The organism is Microcoleus sp. CAWBG58, assembly GCF_020883045.1.
Classification (GTDB): domain Bacteria; phylum Cyanobacteriota; class Cyanobacteriia; order Cyanobacteriales; family Microcoleaceae; genus Microcoleus.
On record NZ_JAHRFA010000011.1, the window covers coordinates 89,821 to 107,773 of the forward strand.

Annotated in this window: 25 protein-coding genes; 11 read left to right on the forward strand and 14 right to left on the reverse strand. The window is 44.5% G+C overall.

All coding sequences use genetic code 11. The features are described 5' to 3' along the window. Positions 1 to 126: 126 nt before the first annotated feature. Positions 127 to 264, reverse strand: coding sequence for a hypothetical protein (locus QZ918_RS07140; RefSeq protein WP_293153881.1), 138 nt, complete (start codon positions 262 to 264; stop codon positions 127 to 129). Between the two features lie 315 nt (positions 265 to 579). Here QZ918_RS07140 and msrA point away from each other — a divergent pair, with 315 nt between their 5' ends. The 4 genes from msrA (at position 580) to QZ918_RS07160 (ending at position 3,072) form a co-directional block, all read left to right on the forward strand. Beyond that, entirely contained in the window at positions 580 to 1,233 is a 654-nt protein-coding gene (gene msrA / locus QZ918_RS07145; protein ID WP_293332827.1) for a peptide-methionine (S)-S-oxide reductase MsrA, read from the forward strand. A 447-nt stretch (positions 1,234 to 1,680) separates the two neighbouring features. Next, entirely contained in the window at positions 1,681 to 2,010 is a 330-nt protein-coding gene (locus tag QZ918_RS07150) for a hypothetical protein (protein ID WP_293332830.1), read from the forward strand. A 35-nt stretch (positions 2,011 to 2,045) separates the two neighbouring features. Continuing rightward, positions 2,046 to 2,387: a YtxH domain-containing protein gene (locus QZ918_RS07155; RefSeq protein ID WP_293332833.1), complete on the forward strand. Its 342-nt coding sequence runs from the start codon at positions 2,046 to 2,048 to the stop codon at positions 2,385 to 2,387. 103 nt (positions 2,388 to 2,490) lie between these two features. Next, on the forward strand, positions 2,491 to 3,072 hold the full coding sequence (locus QZ918_RS07160; protein ID WP_293332836.1) for a DUF948 domain-containing protein: 582 nt from the start codon (positions 2,491 to 2,493) through the stop codon (positions 3,070 to 3,072). Between the two features lie 14 nt (positions 3,073 to 3,086). Here QZ918_RS07160 and QZ918_RS07165 read toward each other — a convergent pair whose 3' ends face one another. Beyond that, positions 3,087 to 4,874 carry a cellulose-binding protein gene (locus QZ918_RS07165; protein ID WP_293332839.1) on the reverse strand — a complete coding sequence of 596 codons (1,788 nt, stop codon included), beginning with the start codon at positions 4,872 to 4,874 and terminating at the stop codon, positions 3,087 to 3,089. A gap of 4 nt (positions 4,875 to 4,878) precedes the next feature. Between QZ918_RS07165 and QZ918_RS07170 the strand changes: the two genes are divergently transcribed. Continuing rightward, entirely contained in the window at positions 4,879 to 5,088 is a 210-nt protein-coding gene (locus QZ918_RS07170) for a hypothetical protein (RefSeq protein WP_293332842.1), read from the forward strand. A gap of 70 nt (positions 5,089 to 5,158) precedes the next feature. Here the strand turns inward: QZ918_RS07170 and QZ918_RS07175 are convergent, their stop codons facing one another. Continuing rightward, the gene (locus QZ918_RS07175; protein ID WP_293332845.1) at positions 5,159 to 5,662 is read right to left on the reverse strand and encodes a helix-turn-helix transcriptional regulator; all 504 of its coding nucleotides are present in this window, start codon (positions 5,660 to 5,662) and stop codon (positions 5,159 to 5,161) included. Positions 5,663 to 6,097: 435 nt separating this feature from the next. Here QZ918_RS07175 and QZ918_RS07180 point away from each other — a divergent pair, with 435 nt between their 5' ends. Beyond that, positions 6,098 to 8,641 carry a pre-peptidase C-terminal domain-containing protein gene (locus QZ918_RS07180; RefSeq protein ID WP_293332848.1) on the forward strand — a complete coding sequence of 848 codons (2,544 nt, stop codon included), beginning with the start codon at positions 6,098 to 6,100 and terminating at the stop codon, positions 8,639 to 8,641. A gap of 107 nt (positions 8,642 to 8,748) precedes the next feature. Beyond that, positions 8,749 to 9,489: a calcium-binding protein gene (locus QZ918_RS07185; RefSeq protein ID WP_293332851.1), complete on the forward strand. Its 741-nt coding sequence runs from the start codon at positions 8,749 to 8,751 to the stop codon at positions 9,487 to 9,489. A gap of 70 nt (positions 9,490 to 9,559) precedes the next feature. On the opposite strand, the gene QZ918_RS07190 is transcribed toward QZ918_RS07185, so the two are convergent. From QZ918_RS07190 to argB, 8 genes are all read right to left on the reverse strand, one after another. Further along, positions 9,560 to 9,772, reverse strand: coding sequence for a DUF5615 family PIN-like protein (locus QZ918_RS07190; protein ID WP_293332854.1), 213 nt, complete (start codon positions 9,770 to 9,772; stop codon positions 9,560 to 9,562). 3 nt (positions 9,773 to 9,775) lie between these two features. Continuing rightward, the gene (locus QZ918_RS07195; protein WP_293332857.1) at positions 9,776 to 9,904 is read right to left on the reverse strand and encodes a hypothetical protein; all 129 of its coding nucleotides are present in this window, start codon (positions 9,902 to 9,904) and stop codon (positions 9,776 to 9,778) included. Then, positions 9,901 to 10,194, reverse strand: a complete 294-nt coding sequence (locus QZ918_RS07200; RefSeq protein ID WP_096828231.1) for a DUF433 domain-containing protein — start codon at positions 10,192 to 10,194, stop codon at positions 9,901 to 9,903. Before QZ918_RS07200 ends, QZ918_RS07195 begins: the two co-directional genes overlap by 4 nt. A 101-nt stretch (positions 10,195 to 10,295) precedes the next feature. Next, positions 10,296 to 10,445, reverse strand: coding sequence for a hypothetical protein (locus QZ918_RS07205; RefSeq protein WP_293332860.1), 150 nt, complete (start codon positions 10,443 to 10,445; stop codon positions 10,296 to 10,298). Continuing rightward, positions 10,438 to 10,812 (reverse strand): hypothetical protein, encoded by a 375-nt coding sequence (locus QZ918_RS07210; RefSeq protein ID WP_293332863.1) that lies wholly within the window; start codon positions 10,810 to 10,812, stop codon positions 10,438 to 10,440. The genes QZ918_RS07205 and QZ918_RS07210 overlap by 8 nt, the downstream gene beginning before the upstream one ends. A gap of 18 nt (positions 10,813 to 10,830) precedes the next feature. Further along, positions 10,831 to 11,196 carry a papain fold toxin domain-containing protein gene (locus tag QZ918_RS07215; RefSeq protein ID WP_293332866.1) on the reverse strand — a complete coding sequence of 122 codons (366 nt, stop codon included), beginning with the start codon at positions 11,194 to 11,196 and terminating at the stop codon, positions 10,831 to 10,833. Between the two features lie 43 nt (positions 11,197 to 11,239). Next, complete coding sequence (locus tag QZ918_RS07220) at positions 11,240 to 11,515, reverse strand: hypothetical protein (RefSeq protein WP_293332869.1); 276 nt, start codon at positions 11,513 to 11,515, stop codon at positions 11,240 to 11,242. A gap of 207 nt (positions 11,516 to 11,722) precedes the next feature. Then, the gene (argB, locus tag QZ918_RS07225) at positions 11,723 to 12,622 is read right to left on the reverse strand and encodes an acetylglutamate kinase (RefSeq protein ID WP_293332872.1); all 900 of its coding nucleotides are present in this window, start codon (positions 12,620 to 12,622) and stop codon (positions 11,723 to 11,725) included. A 281-nt stretch (positions 12,623 to 12,903) separates the two neighbouring features. On the opposite strand from argB, the gene QZ918_RS07230 reads away from it, so the two are divergent. Beyond that, positions 12,904 to 13,695, forward strand: a complete 792-nt coding sequence (locus tag QZ918_RS07230) for an HAD family hydrolase (RefSeq protein WP_293153930.1) — start codon at positions 12,904 to 12,906, stop codon at positions 13,693 to 13,695. A gap of 136 nt (positions 13,696 to 13,831) precedes the next feature. Here QZ918_RS07230 and mreD read toward each other — a convergent pair whose 3' ends face one another. From mreD to QZ918_RS07245, 3 genes are all read right to left on the reverse strand, one after another. Beyond that, positions 13,832 to 14,398 carry a rod shape-determining protein MreD gene (gene mreD, locus QZ918_RS07235; RefSeq protein ID WP_293332874.1) on the reverse strand — a complete coding sequence of 189 codons (567 nt, stop codon included), beginning with the start codon at positions 14,396 to 14,398 and terminating at the stop codon, positions 13,832 to 13,834. Then, positions 14,395 to 15,201, reverse strand: coding sequence for a rod shape-determining protein MreC (gene mreC / locus QZ918_RS07240; protein WP_293153936.1), 807 nt, complete (start codon positions 15,199 to 15,201; stop codon positions 14,395 to 14,397). The genes mreD and mreC overlap by 4 nt, the downstream gene beginning before the upstream one ends. Positions 15,202 to 15,288: 87 nt before the next feature. Continuing rightward, complete coding sequence (locus QZ918_RS07245; RefSeq protein ID WP_293153998.1) at positions 15,289 to 16,296, reverse strand: rod shape-determining protein; 1,008 nt, start codon at positions 16,294 to 16,296, stop codon at positions 15,289 to 15,291. 330 nt (positions 16,297 to 16,626) lie between these two features. On the opposite strand from QZ918_RS07245, the gene QZ918_RS07250 reads away from it, so the two are divergent. Genes QZ918_RS07250 through QZ918_RS07260 form a run of 3 tightly spaced genes read left to right on the forward strand, consistent with a single transcriptional unit; the run spans position 16,627 to position 17,885 of the window. Continuing rightward, positions 16,627 to 16,986, forward strand: coding sequence for a single-stranded DNA-binding protein (locus tag QZ918_RS07250; RefSeq protein ID WP_293153939.1), 360 nt, complete (start codon positions 16,627 to 16,629; stop codon positions 16,984 to 16,986). 48 nt (positions 16,987 to 17,034) lie between these two features. Then, positions 17,035 to 17,556 carry a tetratricopeptide repeat protein gene (locus QZ918_RS07255; RefSeq protein ID WP_293332876.1) on the forward strand — a complete coding sequence of 174 codons (522 nt, stop codon included), beginning with the start codon at positions 17,035 to 17,037 and terminating at the stop codon, positions 17,554 to 17,556. A 5-nt stretch (positions 17,557 to 17,561) separates the two neighbouring features. Beyond that, complete coding sequence (locus QZ918_RS07260; RefSeq protein ID WP_293332878.1) at positions 17,562 to 17,885, forward strand: hypothetical protein; 324 nt, start codon at positions 17,562 to 17,564, stop codon at positions 17,883 to 17,885. Positions 17,886 to 17,953 lie beyond the last annotated feature (68 nt).

Consider the following 17,953-nt stretch of genomic DNA (forward strand, 5'->3'; position numbering starts at 1 on the left):
AAACACTTTTATGAAAAATGATTGAGGGATATAATTTGATTTGCTTAATCATCGAAAACCTCTAAGCTGAGCCACCCAACAAGTTGCCAAACATTCTTGATTTTAAGATAAAATCAAGAAAAAATCTCAAGCCAGTGCTAGCTGTGGTTGTTCTGCTAATTTCGAGAAATCATGATAGATCACAATCCACTTACCTGTAATCGGATCGCGGTAAGTAATAAACGGATTAGATTTTAAAGGCTTATTGCAAGGTTTAGCTGCCATTTCTACAAGCTCCCAATAAATTTTATTGAATAATTATACAACGCCATACTTTTAATAATCGCCTGTTTTGCAGAATATCCGGGTGATTGTTGCCTCAAAAACAGGTGATATTTCAGGCATTTTGTGGTGACAGATAGCACTGTGTACTGTGATTGAAAAATTCATTTATAGTGAGCGGTATCACAAAAAAACTCCGAAAAACAATTCTGCCTCGTGCCTTTTATCGTCTATCTTCAAAAGGCCGACTATTTTCAGTGGATATCTGATATTATTAAGTAAGGTAAAGACGTTTATCAGAGATCTCCTCACAAACTTATGGCGCTATTTGGATTTGGCAAAAAGTCGAGCCTGCCGTCTTCCCAAGACGCATTGCCGGGACGGGCAGAGTCTATGCCGGTACCGGCAACTCACTTTGTTAATGGCAATCCCCTCAAACCTCCGTTTCCAAACGGCATGGAGACTGCCATGTTTGGATTGGGCTGTTTTTGGGGTGCGGAACGCAAATTTTGGCAGGAAAAAGGTGTTTTTTCGACTGCGGTTGGCTACGCGGCGGGGATTACTCCGAATCCTACTTACAATGAAGTTTGCAGCGGGATGACGGGACATAATGAAGTTGTTTTGGTTGTGTTCGATCCGAAAGTAATTAGTTACGAAACGCTGCTAAAAGTTTTTTGGGAAAGCCACAATCCGACTCAAGGAATGCGTCAGGGAAATGATTCCGGTACTCAATATCGATCGGGCATTTACACGTATTCAGCCAGCCAAATGCAGCTTGCTGAAGCTTCGCGCGATGCTTACCAGCAAGCTCTGACACCCGCTGGTTACGGTAAGATTACGACTGAAATCATTGATGCTCCTGAGTTTTATTACGCGGAAAGCTATCACCAGCAGTATCTTGCTAAAAACCCTAACGGTTATTGCGGTTTGGGCGGTACTAAGGTGTGTTTGCCTGCTATGTCTCAGGCTTGAAATTTTATCCCGCTTGATGGGGATACAATCAGGTTCGTTGGTGTCAATTTAATCTCAAATGTAGTCATAGAAATCTGTCTGACGATTAAGGCCAGATCCCCCCTAGCCCCCCTTAAGAAGGGGGGGACAGGAAGCGATCGAACTATTAGGGCCAGATCCCCCCTAGCCCCCCTTAAGAAAGGGGGGACAGGAAGCGATCAAAGTCGGGTGCATCTCAGTTTTGCATTTGTAGTGCTGTAAAAAAAATGCTTTTTGCGAAAATGAGATGCTCCCTCAAAGTCCCCCTTCCTAAGGGGGATTTAGGGGGATCGGGCCTCAGATAAAAGCGAGATTTCTCAGGCTTCAGACTTAATTTGACACTAATGAACACTGCTGTGTCCCTACAGCATAGGGCTAGAATTTCGCCACAAACAGCGGAATATGTTATTAGTTGAAAACAAGTAAAAAATGCTGAATGCTGTTGTAATTATCAATTTAATGATATCTCTGGTCTGTTTTTATATCGCTGCGAAAGTGTGGAAAATCAGGCGGACGATCGCACGTTTTGAATTTCGGATCGCTGCAATCGAGCGCTGTAGCAACAATGTCCTCAGCAAATCGCCGGATTTCTTTGCTAAAAGGCAGCAAGGTGTTCACCAATTACGGTGGAATTATCAACAACTGGAATTGCAACTGCAACAGGTTCAGCAACTTTTGGGATTGCTGGGTTTGGGACGGATGCTTTGGCGGCGGCGCGATTCCCTGCGGGATAGCTTCGCTTCACGACCTTTGAGGTAAGCTATCCTAAAACTGTATTGAGAGTAGCTATAAAAATGTCAACTAAACGTTCAGGATTATTTATTGGCGGTTTGTTGGTGGGTTCTGCGATCGGGGCCGTGACTGGGTTGCTGATGGCACCGCGAACGGGCAAGGAGACGCGGCAGATCTTGAAAAAATCGGCCGATGCTTTGCCGGAGTTGGCGGAGGATTTATCGACTAGCGTCCAATTGCAGGCCGATCGACTTTCTGAAACTGCAATCCGAAATTGGGACGAAACTTTGATTAGACTCAAGGAGGCGATCGCCGCGGGTTTAGAAGCGACTCAGCGGGAACGCCAAACCCTCTCGGAAAGTGAAGCCGAAGTTACTCCCCCGTCGCGCCCTCCCGTCCGCTAACAAGGTCACGATCAACCAAAAATAAGGTATTTTAATCATTGTGAGCCGATCGCAATCATTGATTTACTGCAACACTTAGGTCAGCCCCAAATCCGAGATTCAAGTGAGTGACCCTATATTTTGGCTAGGACTTTCGATTTTGCTAGTGGCGGTTAGCCTAACTGCTGTTTTAGTGACTTTAATACCTGCGGTGCAAGCGCTAGCAAGGGCAGCCCGGAGCGTGGAAAAGCTCGCGGATACGCTTTCGCGCGAGTTTCCGCCGACTTTGGAGGCGATTCGGTTGACGGGGTTGGAAATTAGCGAGTTGACGGATGATGTCAGCGATGGGGTGCAAAGTGCGGGGGAGGTTGTCAAACAAGTCGATCGCAGTCTTGGTACCGCGAAAAAGCAGGCGCAAAACGTGCAAGTAACTACTCGCAGCGTGGTGACGGGGATTAAGGCTGCTTGGAAAACTTTAACTCGGAAGCCGCCGATTTCTGGGGGGAGGGGCAGAGGGGGCGATCGATTGTCGGCGAGTCAAAGAAGTGCGATTTCGCTGAGGGATTCGGGTTTGGAGGACAGATATTCTGGGGTTTACGGTACGGGCGCGAGCAATGGGGAATCGCCACGGTTGAGGAATAGCGAGGGTTCTGGTTTGCCGGGGGATGCTGAAGATTTTGAGCAAGTGCGATCGGGCGATTCTTGATAGCACCCAATTCCTCATCCTCCCCCAACAGCACAGCCATCCCACCAGCAAGGATTCTTATTCATAAAATCCATCAAAGCATTATACTTAGGCGAACTTTTTTGCTCCACATACTCCAAAGCCCCCCAACTTCCCCACTTACTAAATCCGCTTACATCCACAAAGTGCACGAACAGATTGCCTCCAGTTTCTTTCCAACTATTGAGCAACTGCGTGTAGAGCTCGTACATTTCCGGACGCCTATTTAATTCCATAAAAAACTTAGTTAGTTTTTCATTATTTTCCACTCCTTCAATACCTACAATATGTTGACCGCCCTCGTAAACAAATAACTTGAGATTTTTCTTTTTAACCACATCTAAGAAATACTTAAAGTCATTAGCAACATCTGGCAAACTATCTTTGAATCCCGGCAGCAACCCACCCTCTTTTAATTGCTTAAAAGCTTTGCTAAAGCCGCCATCTGGCTCTTTCAACCAAGACTCTACTTTACTGACACTTTCTTTCGCGCCCAAATTTCCACTGAAATATCCAGCTATAGCTAAGGCATCAATGCCGTGTTGATAACAAGGTTTATTGCCCTCAGCTACCCAATAGGAACACTCTAAAGAATAAGTTTCTAAATCTCTCCAGGCTCTTTGAGTCCCCAACACGCAGACAACTCGATTCTTTTCATCCCCAAAAACGCCTTTCCAGATATCGCACATTTGAGCAGTACGCATTCCGTGCCATTGCATAAAAGCGTCTCCTTTATCTCCCCACTTAGCTTTACCTTGTTCCAAAGCATAATTCGATTGTGGAAATGACCAATTCCAAACCTCATTAGAATACTCTACATAAACTTTCAGCTTTGGGTCTAAACTATCTTTTACCATTTTAGCAAAATTAGTCATATATTCATCTGTAGCCTGATGCGGCATATTAACCCAGGGTTCGGCTTGGAGTTTATTAGCTAAATTCACCATAATTTCTATGGGAACATTTCCTCTGTAAGCATAGGATACACTCTCTGGTTTAGGTCGGTTTGACCATTCTTTTTGTTCAGAACCGTTTGTCCCCATCCAGTCCATAAAACGCAATACTCTAAAATTTTTAATCTTTTCTATAAACAGCGGATTAAATATTTCACCGCTTTGAGACAACTGTTCATCTTGGGAGCGAATTACTTTAATATTGCGGATATAGTTCCCAGTTTTCTTCGGATCGGTAGCAGTAATTGTGATAAATATGCCTCCGCCTTTTGTGGCATCGACATTTATGATATCCCTTCCGGGTTTAGATGCAGCATCATCTTTTTGGGCATCAAAGTTATATTCGATCGCACCCTCACCCTCATAGGTAACAATATATTGCCCTGAAGGATAGAGATTGGGAATTTCCCTAAGTAAAAGGGTACTTACCTTAGTATATTTAGGAGCATCTTCAGGAGATGGAAGAGATTTCACCCACCCGTTTTCATCAAGATTTAAAAGCTTATATTCCTCTGTATCCCATTCACCCTTACAGTTCGGTTGTCCGCTGGTGCATTGAGTTATCCATTGTCTAGAAGATTTGAAAGCATCTAAAAAGGGTAATTGTGTTGACCAATCAGCAATACCGCTAAGCCCAATTCCTAAAGAAGAGCTAGCATTTGAGGTATTTTTTACTTCTGTAGCGACAGGTACTTTGGGATTTGCTATCGGAGTTGTTGGAGAATTTTTAGTTGTGAGATCCCAACATCCGGGAATGAAAATGACAAATATTAATAAACCAATGAGAAAGCCAATAACTTGATTTTTTGACCGTACATTTAATCTAGACATAGATTTGAATATTTTAATTTTTGCAGGTAAAATCGTAGCTGGTACAAAAGTTTTAATTTTGATATTTTATCAAAAACTTCCTTCTGAAACTATCAGCTACAACATTATTAACATTTTTACCTCTCAGTGGATGGGCGATCGCCCTTTCTATAGGTTCGATCCTTCGGACTTCAGTCCGCATAATTTCAGTCGCCAAGTGCGATCGCTCATCTAGTCTTTTCGATCCAGGTTCGTAGTGAGGACTTCAGTCCGCATAATTTCAGTCGCCAAGTGCGATCGCACATCTAGTCTTTTTTATCCAAATCTTCGGTTTTTGGAGTTTCTGAAGTAGAGGGGAATGTTAATTGGATGTTGATATCCATTGATATTGTACTTTGCTCCAGCCAACCGATATTAACTATCTTTATTAATGCTTCTGTAGGTACAGAATTATTTAGTTTAAATTCAGGAGAAAACTCAGTTTTATATCCGGCTTCCTGTAGCCGATCGCAAATATTGCGCCAATTTCCTACAGGTTCGTTAGGTACATCGGCGAGTTTTTTCACATATTGGTATAAAGTTTTACATAGATAAACCTCCGCACTTTTGGAAGTCTGAAACAGTTGGCGGGCGATTTCGGCGGGACTGCAACCCGAAAGCAAGCCTCGGAGGTAGAGTTTTTCGGTTTCTGTGAGTCCCCGGCGCGATCGGGGAGAGATTTGCCGTTTAGCTTCTGCAAAAGCTTGGTAGAGCCTTTCTAAGTCCCAGTGTTGGGCTGCTTCGGCAAATAAGTCTTCCTTGGATGCCATTGTCGGATGTGTTGAGATTTGACTAACGACAGGATAACCGAAATTGCTAGCGTTTGTTAGTTTACTTTTTTATTTGCCTAGTGTAATGTTACACATATTACCTTGAGTTGAGCTTGTTGACGAGATGTGACGCCGAGTAGGAATACTCAGATTCAGTGATGGCGCGATCGTTACAACGAACCTCAAAGCTAATATTTGGAAACATCTGACGGCGCTTGATAAAGTTTTGTAACAAAAATCCAATATTTTGCATAAAACTTGTGGACTTTGCCAGATAGATAAATAGAGCTTGATTAAGTACCGCTACTGTTGCGGTTCGTCGGGACTCAGGGTGCATTAGGGCGATCGGCCGATCGGCTTTTAGAACAATTTGTTTATTTAGTCTAAGCAAACGCGCGGCAAGTCTCTGTACTTGTTCCGATTCAACACGGGGAAATGGGTAATAACGTGTCTAATTTTTTCACGCCTGAATTTAATAACGAAAGTGCGATCGCTCCTTGGAATGCCAGCCTAGAACCGACTAAGGCTATTATCCCGCAGCTAGATGCTAACCGCGTCCTAACGGGGGGTGTCGGTCAGGAAGTTAATCTCCCGACTTTAACGCCAGAAGCCTATGACAATATCATCTTGCCTGACGATTTGCTAACCCGGATGGCTAGTGCAGTGAGTACCGAGTCCAACAGCAGTTTACCGGATAGCTCCGTCGATTTGCTAACAGGTCAGGCGATGTCAGAGGTTTATGGGGATTTGAGTAAGTTTGCGGGCGCGCCAGATTTCGCAGCTAAGCTGAATGTGGCTTTTGGGGAAAACTGGGATGCTGCGGCTGCGAAAGCCTTAGCTGAAGAATGGTTTCAGGGAGATTTTAGCGATATTCCGCCGGTGAAGATTGTCTCGTCTGCTGAGATTGGTGGGGCGAATGGGGCTTTTGCTGCGGCGACGGATACGATTTATTTATCGAAGGAATTTTTGGCTGAGAATGCGGCGAATCCGGGGGCGATCGCGGATGTGTTGCTGGAAGAAATCGGGCACTCTGTTGATGCGCGGTTGAATGTTACGGATTCACCGGGAGATGAGGGGGCGATTTTTTCGAGGGTTGTTCAGGGTAAGGAGTTGACTCAGGGTGAGCTTCAGGGGTTGAAGGGTAAAGATGATATTGGGATTGCCACTATAGGTGGAAAGGTTATTGAGATAGAAGAGCAGCGGCTTTTTGGTGGATCGCAGGGATCGATATTGGGAGTAGATGGATCAAGCATTCTTCTAGCTGGAGAACTGACTAGAAACGATAGTAATAATCCCACTGGGAACGGCAGATTCGCTGACGACTACCGTTTCGATAATATCAGTCCAGGTCAACAATTGCAACTCGATTTGAACTCAGATGACTTTGATAGTTTTCTGCAACTGGTAGATGAAAAAACTGGTCGAGTTATTACTGGTGATGATGATGCTGGTGGCAACAGAAACTCTCGGTTGAGCTTTACGGTACAACCAAATATCAATTATATAGCACGGGCTACCAGCTACAGTCCAGGTGAGACAGGCAATTACAGAATCAGTTCTATAAACTTATCGAATATTTCTCCAGATCCGGATGGAACGACAGAAAAAGCCAAACCTTTAGTTCTTCAGGGAAAAAGCCTAAGTAATGGTAAAAATGGTGGCATCATTGAAAGTGAAAATATCGGTCGTAACTACGACTATGGCAAGGATTCTGCTGACTACTACAAATTCTCACTGAATGAAGCTAGACGAATTAACATTGCGTTGGATAACTTAACAGCGGACGCAGATCTAGAGCTATTTAAAGAAGGTGATAACACTTTCAGAGCGGAATCTGGAAGGTTTTTTACAAATCCTGAAGCTATCAGCCGTGAGTTGCAGCCGGGCACTTATTATGTCAAAGTTATTCCCTACCAGACAGCACAAACTGATTACAAACTGCGGATTACTGAACTCACGGGAAATATTCAGGTAAAGACATCAGATAGGAGTGTGGCGGGTGTCTTACTAAGCGAGGAGGACAAAAACTATACCAATGGGGTAAACTTATATCGCTTCGACGAAACTGGACGCAAAGACAATCTAGCTATTGAACCTGGTAAAGATACTATTGTAGTCATTCATGGCTGGAAGGATAGCACTGATACAGATGACGATGGTAAGGAAAGCCCTATCAGATCGTTAGGAAAAGCCGCTGCTAAGAAATATCCCAATTATCAAGTGCTTGCTCTAGATTGGCGCTTTCCCGCAATAAGCTCCACGGATCGTAAAAACGTACCAGATTTTCCAGTGCCACTCAGGGCTGCTCAATCAATTACACCAGTAGCTAAATGGGCTGTGAATGCACTCATAAATTTGGGAATTAATCCAGATAAGCTCAGCATTTTTGGTCATAGTTTAGGTTCCTATGTTGGCACTGAGATTGGACGCCTTTTTAATGAAGATAATAATGGAAATAATCAAAAATTAGGGCAGCTTAAGAACTTTGTTGCACTAGATCCGGCTAATCCTATAGATGATTATGACATCGACGGAAATACACCAGGCATTCAAAAGGTGAAGAAAGAGTGGGATTTTGCGAAAAGAAGCATAGCACTTGTTGGCAAAGACGGTGCAAGAGGAGAAGGTTTAGCAGGTTCTAACGAGGGGGCTGCAAGAGCTCAGGATTCTCTTGTTGTTGACCTTACTGAGGGTGTAGATCCGAGGAAAATTGCGGAAACATATCACACTGCTCCAGTCAAGATTTTCCAAAAAGCTTTGGAAAACAACTATTTAAAGCTGGAAGAAAACTTAGCTTTACCCAATGATCTCATACCGAACTCCTATGATGACAGTGCTGATGTCGCTCAGTTTCGGAATGGGAGGCATGAAGGAAAAATAGTCGCTAAGTCAGACGGAAACATAGAGAAACTGCAATATGTCAACAGAACTGGTGGGTTCGGCGATCTCAAAGATGATGGACGAGCATGGACAAGCTGATACTCCCATTTTTGTACCAGTGCAATTTCTCTCCCTTGTCATGTGCGATTTTCTTCAATATTTCATCACTAAAACTCAGTCCAATTCACGGTTAAGAACAAATAACAATGGCATTAAGATTTACCAATGACAATGGTCTTATTCGCTTGCTTGGCGATAATACCTCAGAATCTATTACCCTATCGCCTGGAGAACTAACAAATATTCCTGGCGGTGTTTGGGTTCGCGGTGGTAACGATACAGTCATAGGTTCTGCTGATAATGAACTCATTCTAGGAAACGAGGGTCTAGATAGCATTTCAGGCGGTGCTGGTAACGACACTCTCAGCGGTGGCAAAGATAGCGATTTTGTTGATGGAGGAATTGGCAACGATTTAGTCAAAGGCGATCAAGATTCCGATACCATCAGAGGCGGAGACGGAAACGATAGTTTATTTGGTGGTAGAGGCAAAGATCAACTTTTTGGCGATGCTGGAGATGATTTCCTATCAGGTGATAGGGACAACGATACACTCACTGGCGGACTCGGAAAAGATACATTTGCCCTATCAACAGGCGGGGGTTTAGATATCATCACCGACTTTGAGAAAGGCATTGATTTAATCCAGCTACCAGCAGGTCTGAATTTTGATGCTATCTCAATTGAAAGTACAGGTGGTAATGCAGTGATTACTGTTAAAAGTACAAGTGAACAACTGGCTCAATTGAATAATGTTCAAGGTTCCAGCATGACAAGAGCTAACTTTGCCAGTAGTGGGGTACAGCTTGTACTCTCATCCTTAGAGCCTACTCTGCCTCCAACCTCATCTATACCTGGAATTCCAGTCCCGTCAGGTATCAACTTTTAATCGCGACTGCAAGAGGAATAATGCTAAGCGATCGCCGTTTTACCCCGAAATAACCCAAAGGGCGATCGCTTTACACATATAAAAGCTGATTAGCAACTTCATCAGCCGTCAACGTATTTAATAGAACAGCAACCCGTTGGACAATCTCATAGGCGTTCTTTTGAGGAGTAACAATGATACCCGAATGTTCCCCTCCTTCTGTCATATATTCTAGGTGTAATAGCTTAAAATCCACGCGGTTGTGAGTCAGCAAACATCGATCGACAGATGCAGCATAAGCCAATTGTTAGCCATCCAATTGACTCAACATTCCCTGTTCGCTCGTTGTCGTCACATCAAAACCCCTAGCCCGCAGCAAAGTCGCTACGAGCCTAGAAACATCTTCATATGTATGAATAGTTGCAAATAGTTTCACGGTTTTTTCATGGCAGCTTTCACAGCAGGATGAATCAATTCTTCGGGAATTCGATTGCGCTCAATATAAGTATTTATTTCTTCTTGGTTGTCCAAATAAAAGCTCAGTGCATCAAAAATTTGAGCTAATTTCAGATGAGGTAAGTGCATCGGGATTTCTTCAGGAGTAATACCCAAGCGCCACAATTCTACGATCGCACGAACGGAAGTTCTCGTTCCCGCGATAATTGGTTCCCCTTGCAAGATTTCAGGGTGACGTGCGACATAACGCGAAGCAGATTGTGTAGTCATGGGAGATTAACCGGACACATCGATCTTGATTATAACTTATGCTAAAATGCCGGCAGGCTAATTGTAGTTTAACTTGACACTCTAATATTAAGCAGATTTTACTATTTATGGCGATCGCCCGATCGCCCTTTTCCCCCAAATAACCAAAAGGGCGATCGCCTTTCCCGTGTCGAATCCCAAAGGGCGATCGCCCTTATTGTCCGAAAGTGCGATCGCCCTTTCCCATCCCTCTCAATATCCGACTCAACCATTTACACCTACCACACTCAACTCATCAGACATTGCGTAATTATTGGTTGCATCATCTTTTAGCAACTGTTCGCTATTCAAGAATTCTTCAAATAAATCAAAAAAGCGCTTGAGAGCATCGGCTTCATCCTCAGAATAAAAAAGAATAATCCGACTCCAAGATTGAGTGTCTGCTTGGTTAAATCGATTCTCTATCCATTCTTGAAACTCCTCAAACTTTGTTTCTTGTTCTGTTACAGGAATACCAAGTTGACGGCGGGCAAAGGTATAACCGTCCAAGAAAACATGGAGATGACTAAGCGATCGCTTCCCCAAGTATAAAGACGATCTTTGCTTTATTTTTTCTAGCAAATCATACAAATCTAACATTGTTTCATCTCCTTTTAGCTAAAATTCAATTTCCGCAATCTCAAATTGACCGCCCAGCTCGATCGCCAAACAATAAAATTTCCCCAACCACTCTTGTTTAGAAACTCCTTGATTGTGGATATTATCAAAAATTAATTCCTCCCCATTAATTTGAACTGCAATAGCTTCATGCCGTCCATTTGTAGCAATATTTTTTTCGAGGTCATCATGGTAAATATTACCATATTTTCCCTTGGCACTGCCAGTATAAATTTTGACTTTTTTTCCATAAATACCCCTTTGAATTAAAAACTCTTGGATGCTTAAAGCGCAAGTATTACATTCAAACAACTTAAATTTACTAGCTATTTCAGAAATTTGTTGTTGTAATTCGTCATCAATCATGTTTAATTATTTGACCATCTCTTCGTATCATCCTAACTCCGCTTTACCATAAATAGTTATCCGTATGGTCATAGCTACCTTGGTAAGTGCTGTATATGCGGTAGCCAGGGAGCACTAAAGCAATGCCAATCGGACTGTGAATTGTTCCCGGATAGCTTTCTTCGGGTTCGCTGCCCCCAATCCGAATTTTTAGCACACCCAGCCAAATGTAGAGTCCAGGAATTAAAGTATCTAAACTGTAGGCGATCGATCGCATTTGAAGATCCGAGGGATGAATCGGTTGTAAAGACTGCGACTTTTCAGGTTGGGACATAGACATGGAACTAATTCCTGTTCGTTATGTTGTCAAAACGGTCTTGTCGATCGCATTTTAACATAACCTAATATTCACTTGGACAATGTTAAGCTGATTTTACTATTTGTGGCGATCGCCCTTTTTGTCCGAAAGTGCGATCGCTTTTCCCATCCGCATCCCAAAGGACGATCGCCTTTTTTGTCCGAAAGTGCGATCGCCCTTCAATACATTTTACTTCGTTGCACCGTATCCCGAAGCAACAATCATCGACCCAATACCCGAATCGCTGAAGATTTCTTGCAGCAAAGCGTGTTCCAGGCGACCATCAATAATATGAGCAGCTTTAACACCCTGAGCTAAACTCCGCACGCAACAATTAACCTTCGGAATCATCCCCCCAGAAACAATCCCAGACTCAATTAACTGTCGAGCCTCTTGAATATCTAACTTCACAATCAGACTATCAGGCTGGTGATAATCTTCTAAAATTCCAGCAGTATCAGTCATCAAAATCAACTTTTCCGCACCCAAACCAGCCGCAATCTCTCCAGCCACCGTGTCAGCATTAATATTGTAAGATTGACCGTTTTCATCCGCAGCCACGCTCGACACCACCGGAATATATCCGCTGTTCACCAAAGACTCCAGAATCTGGATTTTCACGCCGCTGACTTCACCAACAAACCCAATTCCTTCCCGGCCATCTGGACGAGCTTGAATCAGATTGCCATCAATGCCACACAAGCCTACCGCTTTCCCGCCAGCTTGGTTGATTAACGAAACAATTTCCTTATTCACCTTCCCCACCAAAACCATCTCCACGACTTCCATCGTCGCGGCATCAGTCACCCTCAAACCATCCTTAAATTGCGGCTCAATGCCCAGCTTTTCCAGCCAAATATTAATTTCCGGGCCTCCACCGTGAACCACCACGGGACGCATCCCCACGCAGGATAGCAGCACAATGTCCCGGATTACCTTTTCCTTGAGAGTGCTATCTTTCATCGCTGCACCGCCGTATTTGACCACAATCGTGCGGCCGGCAAACTGTTGAATGTAAGGCAGTGCTTCTGAAAGTACCTGAACCCGATTGGTTTCTACGTTCCGCGTAAAATCGCTGTGTTTGAGCATATGAGAACAAATGGCTAAAAACTTAAGTCTAAAGTTTAATGTCTCCAGCTATCATCAACAAATGCAAAAAGAATGAAGAAGTCATTAGTCAGTAGTCATTAGTCAGCAGACAGATTAATGTCCATGCACCATGCCCGATCGCCCGTTGGCGCAGCCCTCGAAGAGGATCCCGAATTTAAATAGGTTTTCTTAATAATCTAAGTTTAATCTTTCTATTCTAACTTATACAATTCTTGCTAAAGTAAATAAATGTATCGCTACCCAGATTTACTTAACCTTTTATGTTAACTGCTGTCACACCGGACTCCGAAAACCTTCAGTACAAGCTACCATCAGACGCTGACTCGTCCCCCCGGATGACCGTATTTTGCGATTTAGACGGGCCCATCGTCGATGTGTCCGATCGCTATTACACAACCTACCAAGAGGGATTAGCGGACACTCAAGCAGCCTACGGGGCCCAGGGAATCAACCTCAAACTCCAAATTCTCAGCAAACAGCAGTTTTGGCAAATGAAACAAAACCGAGTCCCGGATACTGAAATAGCCAAAACTTCCGGCTTGTCGGGAGAAGAAATTCACGTTTTTCTCGGATGCGTGAGTCGGATTGTCAATCAGCCAGACTTGTTGCACTTAGATCGGATCCAGCCAGGAGTACAATGGGCGATCGCACTTTTGCATTCTCGCGGCGTGCGGCTGATTTTAGTCACCTTGCGGCCGAGAAATCAAGCCGTTCAACTATTGCAAAATTACGGTTTAGCCAGATTGTTTACCAGCATTCGTGGCACTCAGATGCCGGATGCTGCATATCACAACTATACAGCCTTAAAAACTGAATTGTTGGCTGAAGTTGCAGAAGAATTTGAGTCATCCCTGAGTTCGGCTTGGATGATCGGAGATACCGAAGCAGATATCCTCGCCGGACAAGCATTGGGAATACCTACAATTGCCGTTACCTGCGGCATTCGCAGCCGCTATCAACTGCAAAAGCACCAGCCGAATTTCATTCTTAGCGACTTGATTATTGCCGTTCATCACTTATTAGGTTCAGCACCACAAGTGATAGTAGACTGACAGCCGTTAACAGTTAACTGTTATTAGTTAACTGTTATTGGTTAATTGTTATTAGTTGACCAATAACCAATAACTAATAACCAATAACTAATAACTAATAACTAATAACCAATAACTAATAACCAATGACTAATGACTAAGATTTTTCTAATTTCCTGGTCATTTCCCACAAGCGATTGAGGGGAAAATAAATCACCGGAGCCCAAAGACTGCTGAGAATAGCAGAACACAAAGCCACACGCTGGTGATAACTCCAAATGTCCAGTAAAGCCCGATCGCCCATAGCGAAAAATTGCAGGCCCATCACCGTTTCCGCCACCACCGCCATCCCAAACACAATTAACGCGATCGGAATCGGATCTCTCTCAACAATATCAGCCGGAATCGACCAGCTTTTCTGCAAAACAACAGTTAAGACACCGACAACAACTAGACTGACAGCATGGGTGGGATGAGGAGCAGTCATCGCATCTTGAAGAAACCCCAAAGCAATACCCATGCTAGCAGCTCCCAAAACTGTACGCTTCCGCTTAATACTCCAAGCTACCAACCAAATTAACAGCCAATTCGGACTAATTCCCAACAATTCCATTCCCGGCATCCGGGTGGGCAATATCAATATGCAGAGCATCACAGAAACAAATGTAACGCCGAAGTTGAGAAATTGGCGCAATCGCGAAGACATCCGAGGTAAACGCTTCATTGCTGCTTTGCTCCCCCTGACGGTGCAGAAGATTCACCCTGCGAAGCCTTGAGTTCGGCTTGCTTATCGTGGGGGTAAACTACCCCCCATTCCAGAGAATTCATCGGTGCAGAAAACTCAACAATAGCTTCCGGAGCCGGAGTTTTATTCAGATCCACCGAAACCACTTTTCCCACCGGCAAACCAGCAGGAAATAACTGACTGAAAGAAGAAGTTGAAACCACATCCCCAGGCTTGACATTGGGAACATTATCAAAAAACTCCATCACAGCCTGATTTCCGCCTTTCCCGTGCATAAAACCCATGTTGCGACTGCGGGTAATTCCCACACCCAATTTACTTGTAGGGTCGCTAGCTAACAGCACCAAGCTAGTATTAGGAGTAACGCTGACAACCCGACCTACCAAACCGCCCGGGCCCATCACAGTAAAATCTGTTTTGATGCCATCATTACTGCCGCGCCCCAAAGTTACTTGCTGCCACCAGTGGTCAGCACTGCGGCCGACAATAGGAGCGACAATCCCTTTAGGTTTCTTAGCAGACACGTAACCTAAAAGCTCTTTTAGCTTCTGATTTTGAGTTTCTAATTCTAATACCTGCGCTTGCAATTCTTGAGTGCGCGCCGAGATGAGCTGCTCTTGTCCAGAGCCGTTGGCATGAAACGGACGAGTCACCCAATTGTAAACTTCAAATAGTGCAGCACCTTGCGTTTGTCGAACTCCCCAAGCGGCTGTTACAGCTAAACCTAAAAGAGCAATTTGTAGACGCAGATCCCACCACCTGCGGAGTGTGTTTTTTAGCATAATCTCAGTAATCTAAAATTGTTATGTCAGGATTTTAGATTTTAGATGGCAGCCCTAGTTCTAAATCCAAAATCCTAAATTTGTTAACTACATATTGCGCGACGACTGCCCGCTGAAAACCCGTTCCAACTGTTTGTTTTCCAATACCCTACCGGTTCCCAAAACTACGCAGCACAGAGGATCTGCTGCCACGTGAGTGACAATTCCTGTTTCGTGACTGATCAGAGTATCTAAACCTTTCATCAGCGCCCCACCACCGGCCAGCATAATTCCTCTGTCAATAATATCTGCTGCTAATTCCGGAGGAGTGCGTTCCAAAGTACGCTTGACGGCTTCCACGATTACTGAAAGCGGTTCCGACATACTTTCGCGAATTTCTGGGCCTTTGATCGTAACAGTTCGCGGTAGACCGGAGAGCAAGTGCAAGCCCCGCACTTCCATGATCGCGTCGTCATCTTCGGTAGTTGGATATGCAGAACCCACCTGAATCTTAATTTCTTCAGCAGTACGTTCGCCGATCACCAAATTGTGAACTTTTTTCATGTATTGGACGATCGCCTCATTGAGTTCATCACCGGCCACCCGGACTGACTCACTGATCACCGTACCTTGCAAACTCAAAACTGCAACTTCCGTCGTACCCCCACCGATATCTATAATCATATTACCCGTCGCCTCAGCCACAGGCAGTCCAGCCCCGATCGCCGCAGCGATAGGTTCGTCAATTAACCGTACTTCTCTAGCACCGGCTTGAGTAGCCGCTTCAATGACAGCCCGCCTCTCGACTCCAGTGACACCGCTGGGGATGCCAATAATGATCCGGGGCGAAACTAAGCTTTTGCCTTCGTGAACCCTGCGGATAAAAGTCTTGAGCATGAGTTCGGCAGTATCGAAGTCGGCGATTACCCCGTCGCGCAGCGGGCGCAGTGCTATGACATTCCCAGGCGTGCGCCCGAGCATTTTTTTAGCATCTTCTCCAACCGCCAGAGGTATTTTTAAGTCTTGATCGATCGCCACTACGGACGGTTCTTGGAGAACAATACCTTTGCCGGATACATAAACGAGAGTGTTAGCAGTACCGAGGTCGATACCCATATCTCTAGATAAGGAAAATCGATTGAGAAGACCCACTGATTTGTACCCCCCCAAAACTAAAATACTAATGTGTGCAATAATGTTGTTACAAAAGTGTAACCGAGGTGGATTCTATTACGTTTTTCATCCTGAGTCTAGTCAGAAATGTACATTGTCGAGCATATGTTGAATGCAGGCTCGCCAATCATCCACAATAAATATGTTCTGGTCAGTGGGTGTAAAATCAGGATGAAGCCCTGATTTGCGCTGTTCCAAGTTAATTTTGGAGGCGATCGCCCTTCAGGGAGATTTTAACTACATCACCAATCGAGCACATTCCCGAAAAAATTTATGAGTCTTAATGTTGTGACTTTGGTCGGCCGCGTCGGTGGCGACCCGGACGTGAAGTATTTTGAGTCTGGTACAGTTAAGTGCAAGTTAACGCTGGCAGTGAGGCGGCGATCGAGCAAGACCGACGAACCAGACTGGTTTACCCTCGAAATCTGGGGCAAAACAGCCCAAATTGCTGCTGACTACGTTCGCAAAGGTGCTCAAATAGGGGTAACAGGCTCTTTGAAGTTCGATCGCTGGCAAGATAGAAGCACAGGAGCAAATCGATCAATGCCTATCATCAGAGTAGACCAGTTAGACTTGCTGGGTTCCAAACGCGACAACGAGTCCGGTATGTCGCAAAACAACAGCGAATTCTAGGGTTTGGGGAATTTGGGAAAGTAATATTTGTCAATTGGGTGAGGGCTGGTGACTTCCGAAAAGTTAGAAATAGTTGAAACTGAGTACCAAGCTGGTCGAGTAGCTTTTGAGAGCGGCCGCTACGGTCAAGCTATCCAAAGTTTAGAAACAGCGACAGGTTTGGTCGATCGCGCTTCCCGGTTAGGTGGCGAGGTGCAGATGTGGCTGGTGACAGCCTACGAAGCCTCTGGCGATACAGCAAGGGCGATCGAACTTTGCCGCAAACTCACCCGCCATCCCCGCCAAGAAACCCGCCAACAAGCCAAGCGCTTGCTGTTCATTCTCGAAGCCCCCAAACTCAGTATCCCTGACGAATGGACAGTAAAAATTCCCGATTTAGCAGCTTTGGATGAAAATAAATCAATCAATTTTCAAGCCAATCCGAACGCTGATATCAAGTACGCGAAACCCAAGCCAGTTGTAGCCGAACCTGTGGACTTGAGTCAAGTAAATACGAAAGATAACAGCTTTATCTGGCTGGCATTAATTGCGATCGTTTTGATTTTAGGTGGCTTATTTATCAATTATTAAAAATAATGGCAGATATTCAAATCAGCGTCGAAGGACAAGATGCAGTTGCAGCTACAGAGGAACTGTTTGCGATGTCTGACTTGTCGGGAAATTGGGAAACGGTGGGAGATGATGAAAAAGAGGGAATTTTAGCAACCATTGGCGCTATTGTCGCTATTGCTGGCGGAACTCTCGCCATAGCAGAACAAATTCGCAAGTGGTATCAAGAATACAAAAAAGGTACGTCTGGTAAAAAGATTGAGAAAGTTTTGATTGTTGGTAAGCGCGGGCGGCGGTTGCTGTTGGAAAATGCCACCATTGACCAAATTAAGCAAATCCTTGACGAATAAACCTTAGCCTAAGTCTTCGCGCGGGTGGCCAGAAACCGGGTTTTTATCACAATACTTCGCTAGGAGTG

Excerpts from the sequence above, each read along its gene's own strand:
- QZ918_RS07140 (WP_293153881.1), bottom strand. The coding sequence starts at position 264 with ATGGCAGCTAAACCTTGCAATAAGCCTTTAAAATCTAATCCGTTTATT.
- msrA (WP_293332827.1), top strand. The coding sequence starts at position 580 with ATGGCGCTATTTGGATTTGGCAAAAAGTCGAGCCTGCCGTCTTCCCAA.
- QZ918_RS07150 (WP_293332830.1), top strand. The coding sequence starts at position 1,681 with ATGCTGAATGCTGTTGTAATTATCAATTTAATGATATCTCTGGTCTGT.
- QZ918_RS07155 (WP_293332833.1), top strand. The coding sequence starts at position 2,046 with ATGTCAACTAAACGTTCAGGATTATTTATTGGCGGTTTGTTGGTGGGT.
- QZ918_RS07165 (WP_293332839.1), bottom strand. The coding sequence starts at position 4,874 with ATGTCTAGATTAAATGTACGGTCAAAAAATCAAGTTATTGGCTTTCTC.
- QZ918_RS07175 (WP_293332845.1), bottom strand. The coding sequence starts at position 5,662 with ATGGCATCCAAGGAAGACTTATTTGCCGAAGCAGCCCAACACTGGGAC.
- QZ918_RS07180 (WP_293332848.1), top strand. The coding sequence starts at position 6,098 with ATGGGTAATAACGTGTCTAATTTTTTCACGCCTGAATTTAATAACGAA.
- QZ918_RS07185 (WP_293332851.1), top strand. The coding sequence starts at position 8,749 with ATGGCATTAAGATTTACCAATGACAATGGTCTTATTCGCTTGCTTGGC.
- QZ918_RS07200 (WP_096828231.1), bottom strand. The coding sequence starts at position 10,194 with ATGACTACACAATCTGCTTCGCGTTATGTCGCACGTCACCCTGAAATC.
- QZ918_RS07205 (WP_293332860.1), bottom strand. The coding sequence starts at position 10,445 with ATGGTTGAGTCGGATATTGAGAGGGATGGGAAAGGGCGATCGCACTTT.
- QZ918_RS07210 (WP_293332863.1), bottom strand. The coding sequence starts at position 10,812 with ATGTTAGATTTGTATGATTTGCTAGAAAAAATAAAGCAAAGATCGTCT.
- QZ918_RS07215 (WP_293332866.1), bottom strand. The coding sequence starts at position 11,196 with ATGATTGATGACGAATTACAACAACAAATTTCTGAAATAGCTAGTAAA.
- QZ918_RS07220 (WP_293332869.1), bottom strand. The coding sequence starts at position 11,515 with ATGTCTATGTCCCAACCTGAAAAGTCGCAGTCTTTACAACCGATTCAT.
- argB (WP_293332872.1), bottom strand. The coding sequence starts at position 12,622 with ATGCTCAAACACAGCGATTTTACGCGGAACGTAGAAACCAATCGGGTT.
- QZ918_RS07230 (WP_293153930.1), top strand. The coding sequence starts at position 12,904 with ATGTTAACTGCTGTCACACCGGACTCCGAAAACCTTCAGTACAAGCTA.
- mreD (WP_293332874.1), bottom strand. The coding sequence starts at position 14,398 with ATGAAGCGTTTACCTCGGATGTCTTCGCGATTGCGCCAATTTCTCAAC.
- mreC (WP_293153936.1), bottom strand. The coding sequence starts at position 15,201 with ATGCTAAAAAACACACTCCGCAGGTGGTGGGATCTGCGTCTACAAATT.
- QZ918_RS07245 (WP_293153998.1), bottom strand. The coding sequence starts at position 16,296 with ATGGGTATCGACCTCGGTACTGCTAACACTCTCGTTTATGTATCCGGC.
- QZ918_RS07250 (WP_293153939.1), top strand. The coding sequence starts at position 16,627 with ATGAGTCTTAATGTTGTGACTTTGGTCGGCCGCGTCGGTGGCGACCCG.
- QZ918_RS07260 (WP_293332878.1), top strand. The coding sequence starts at position 17,562 with ATGGCAGATATTCAAATCAGCGTCGAAGGACAAGATGCAGTTGCAGCT.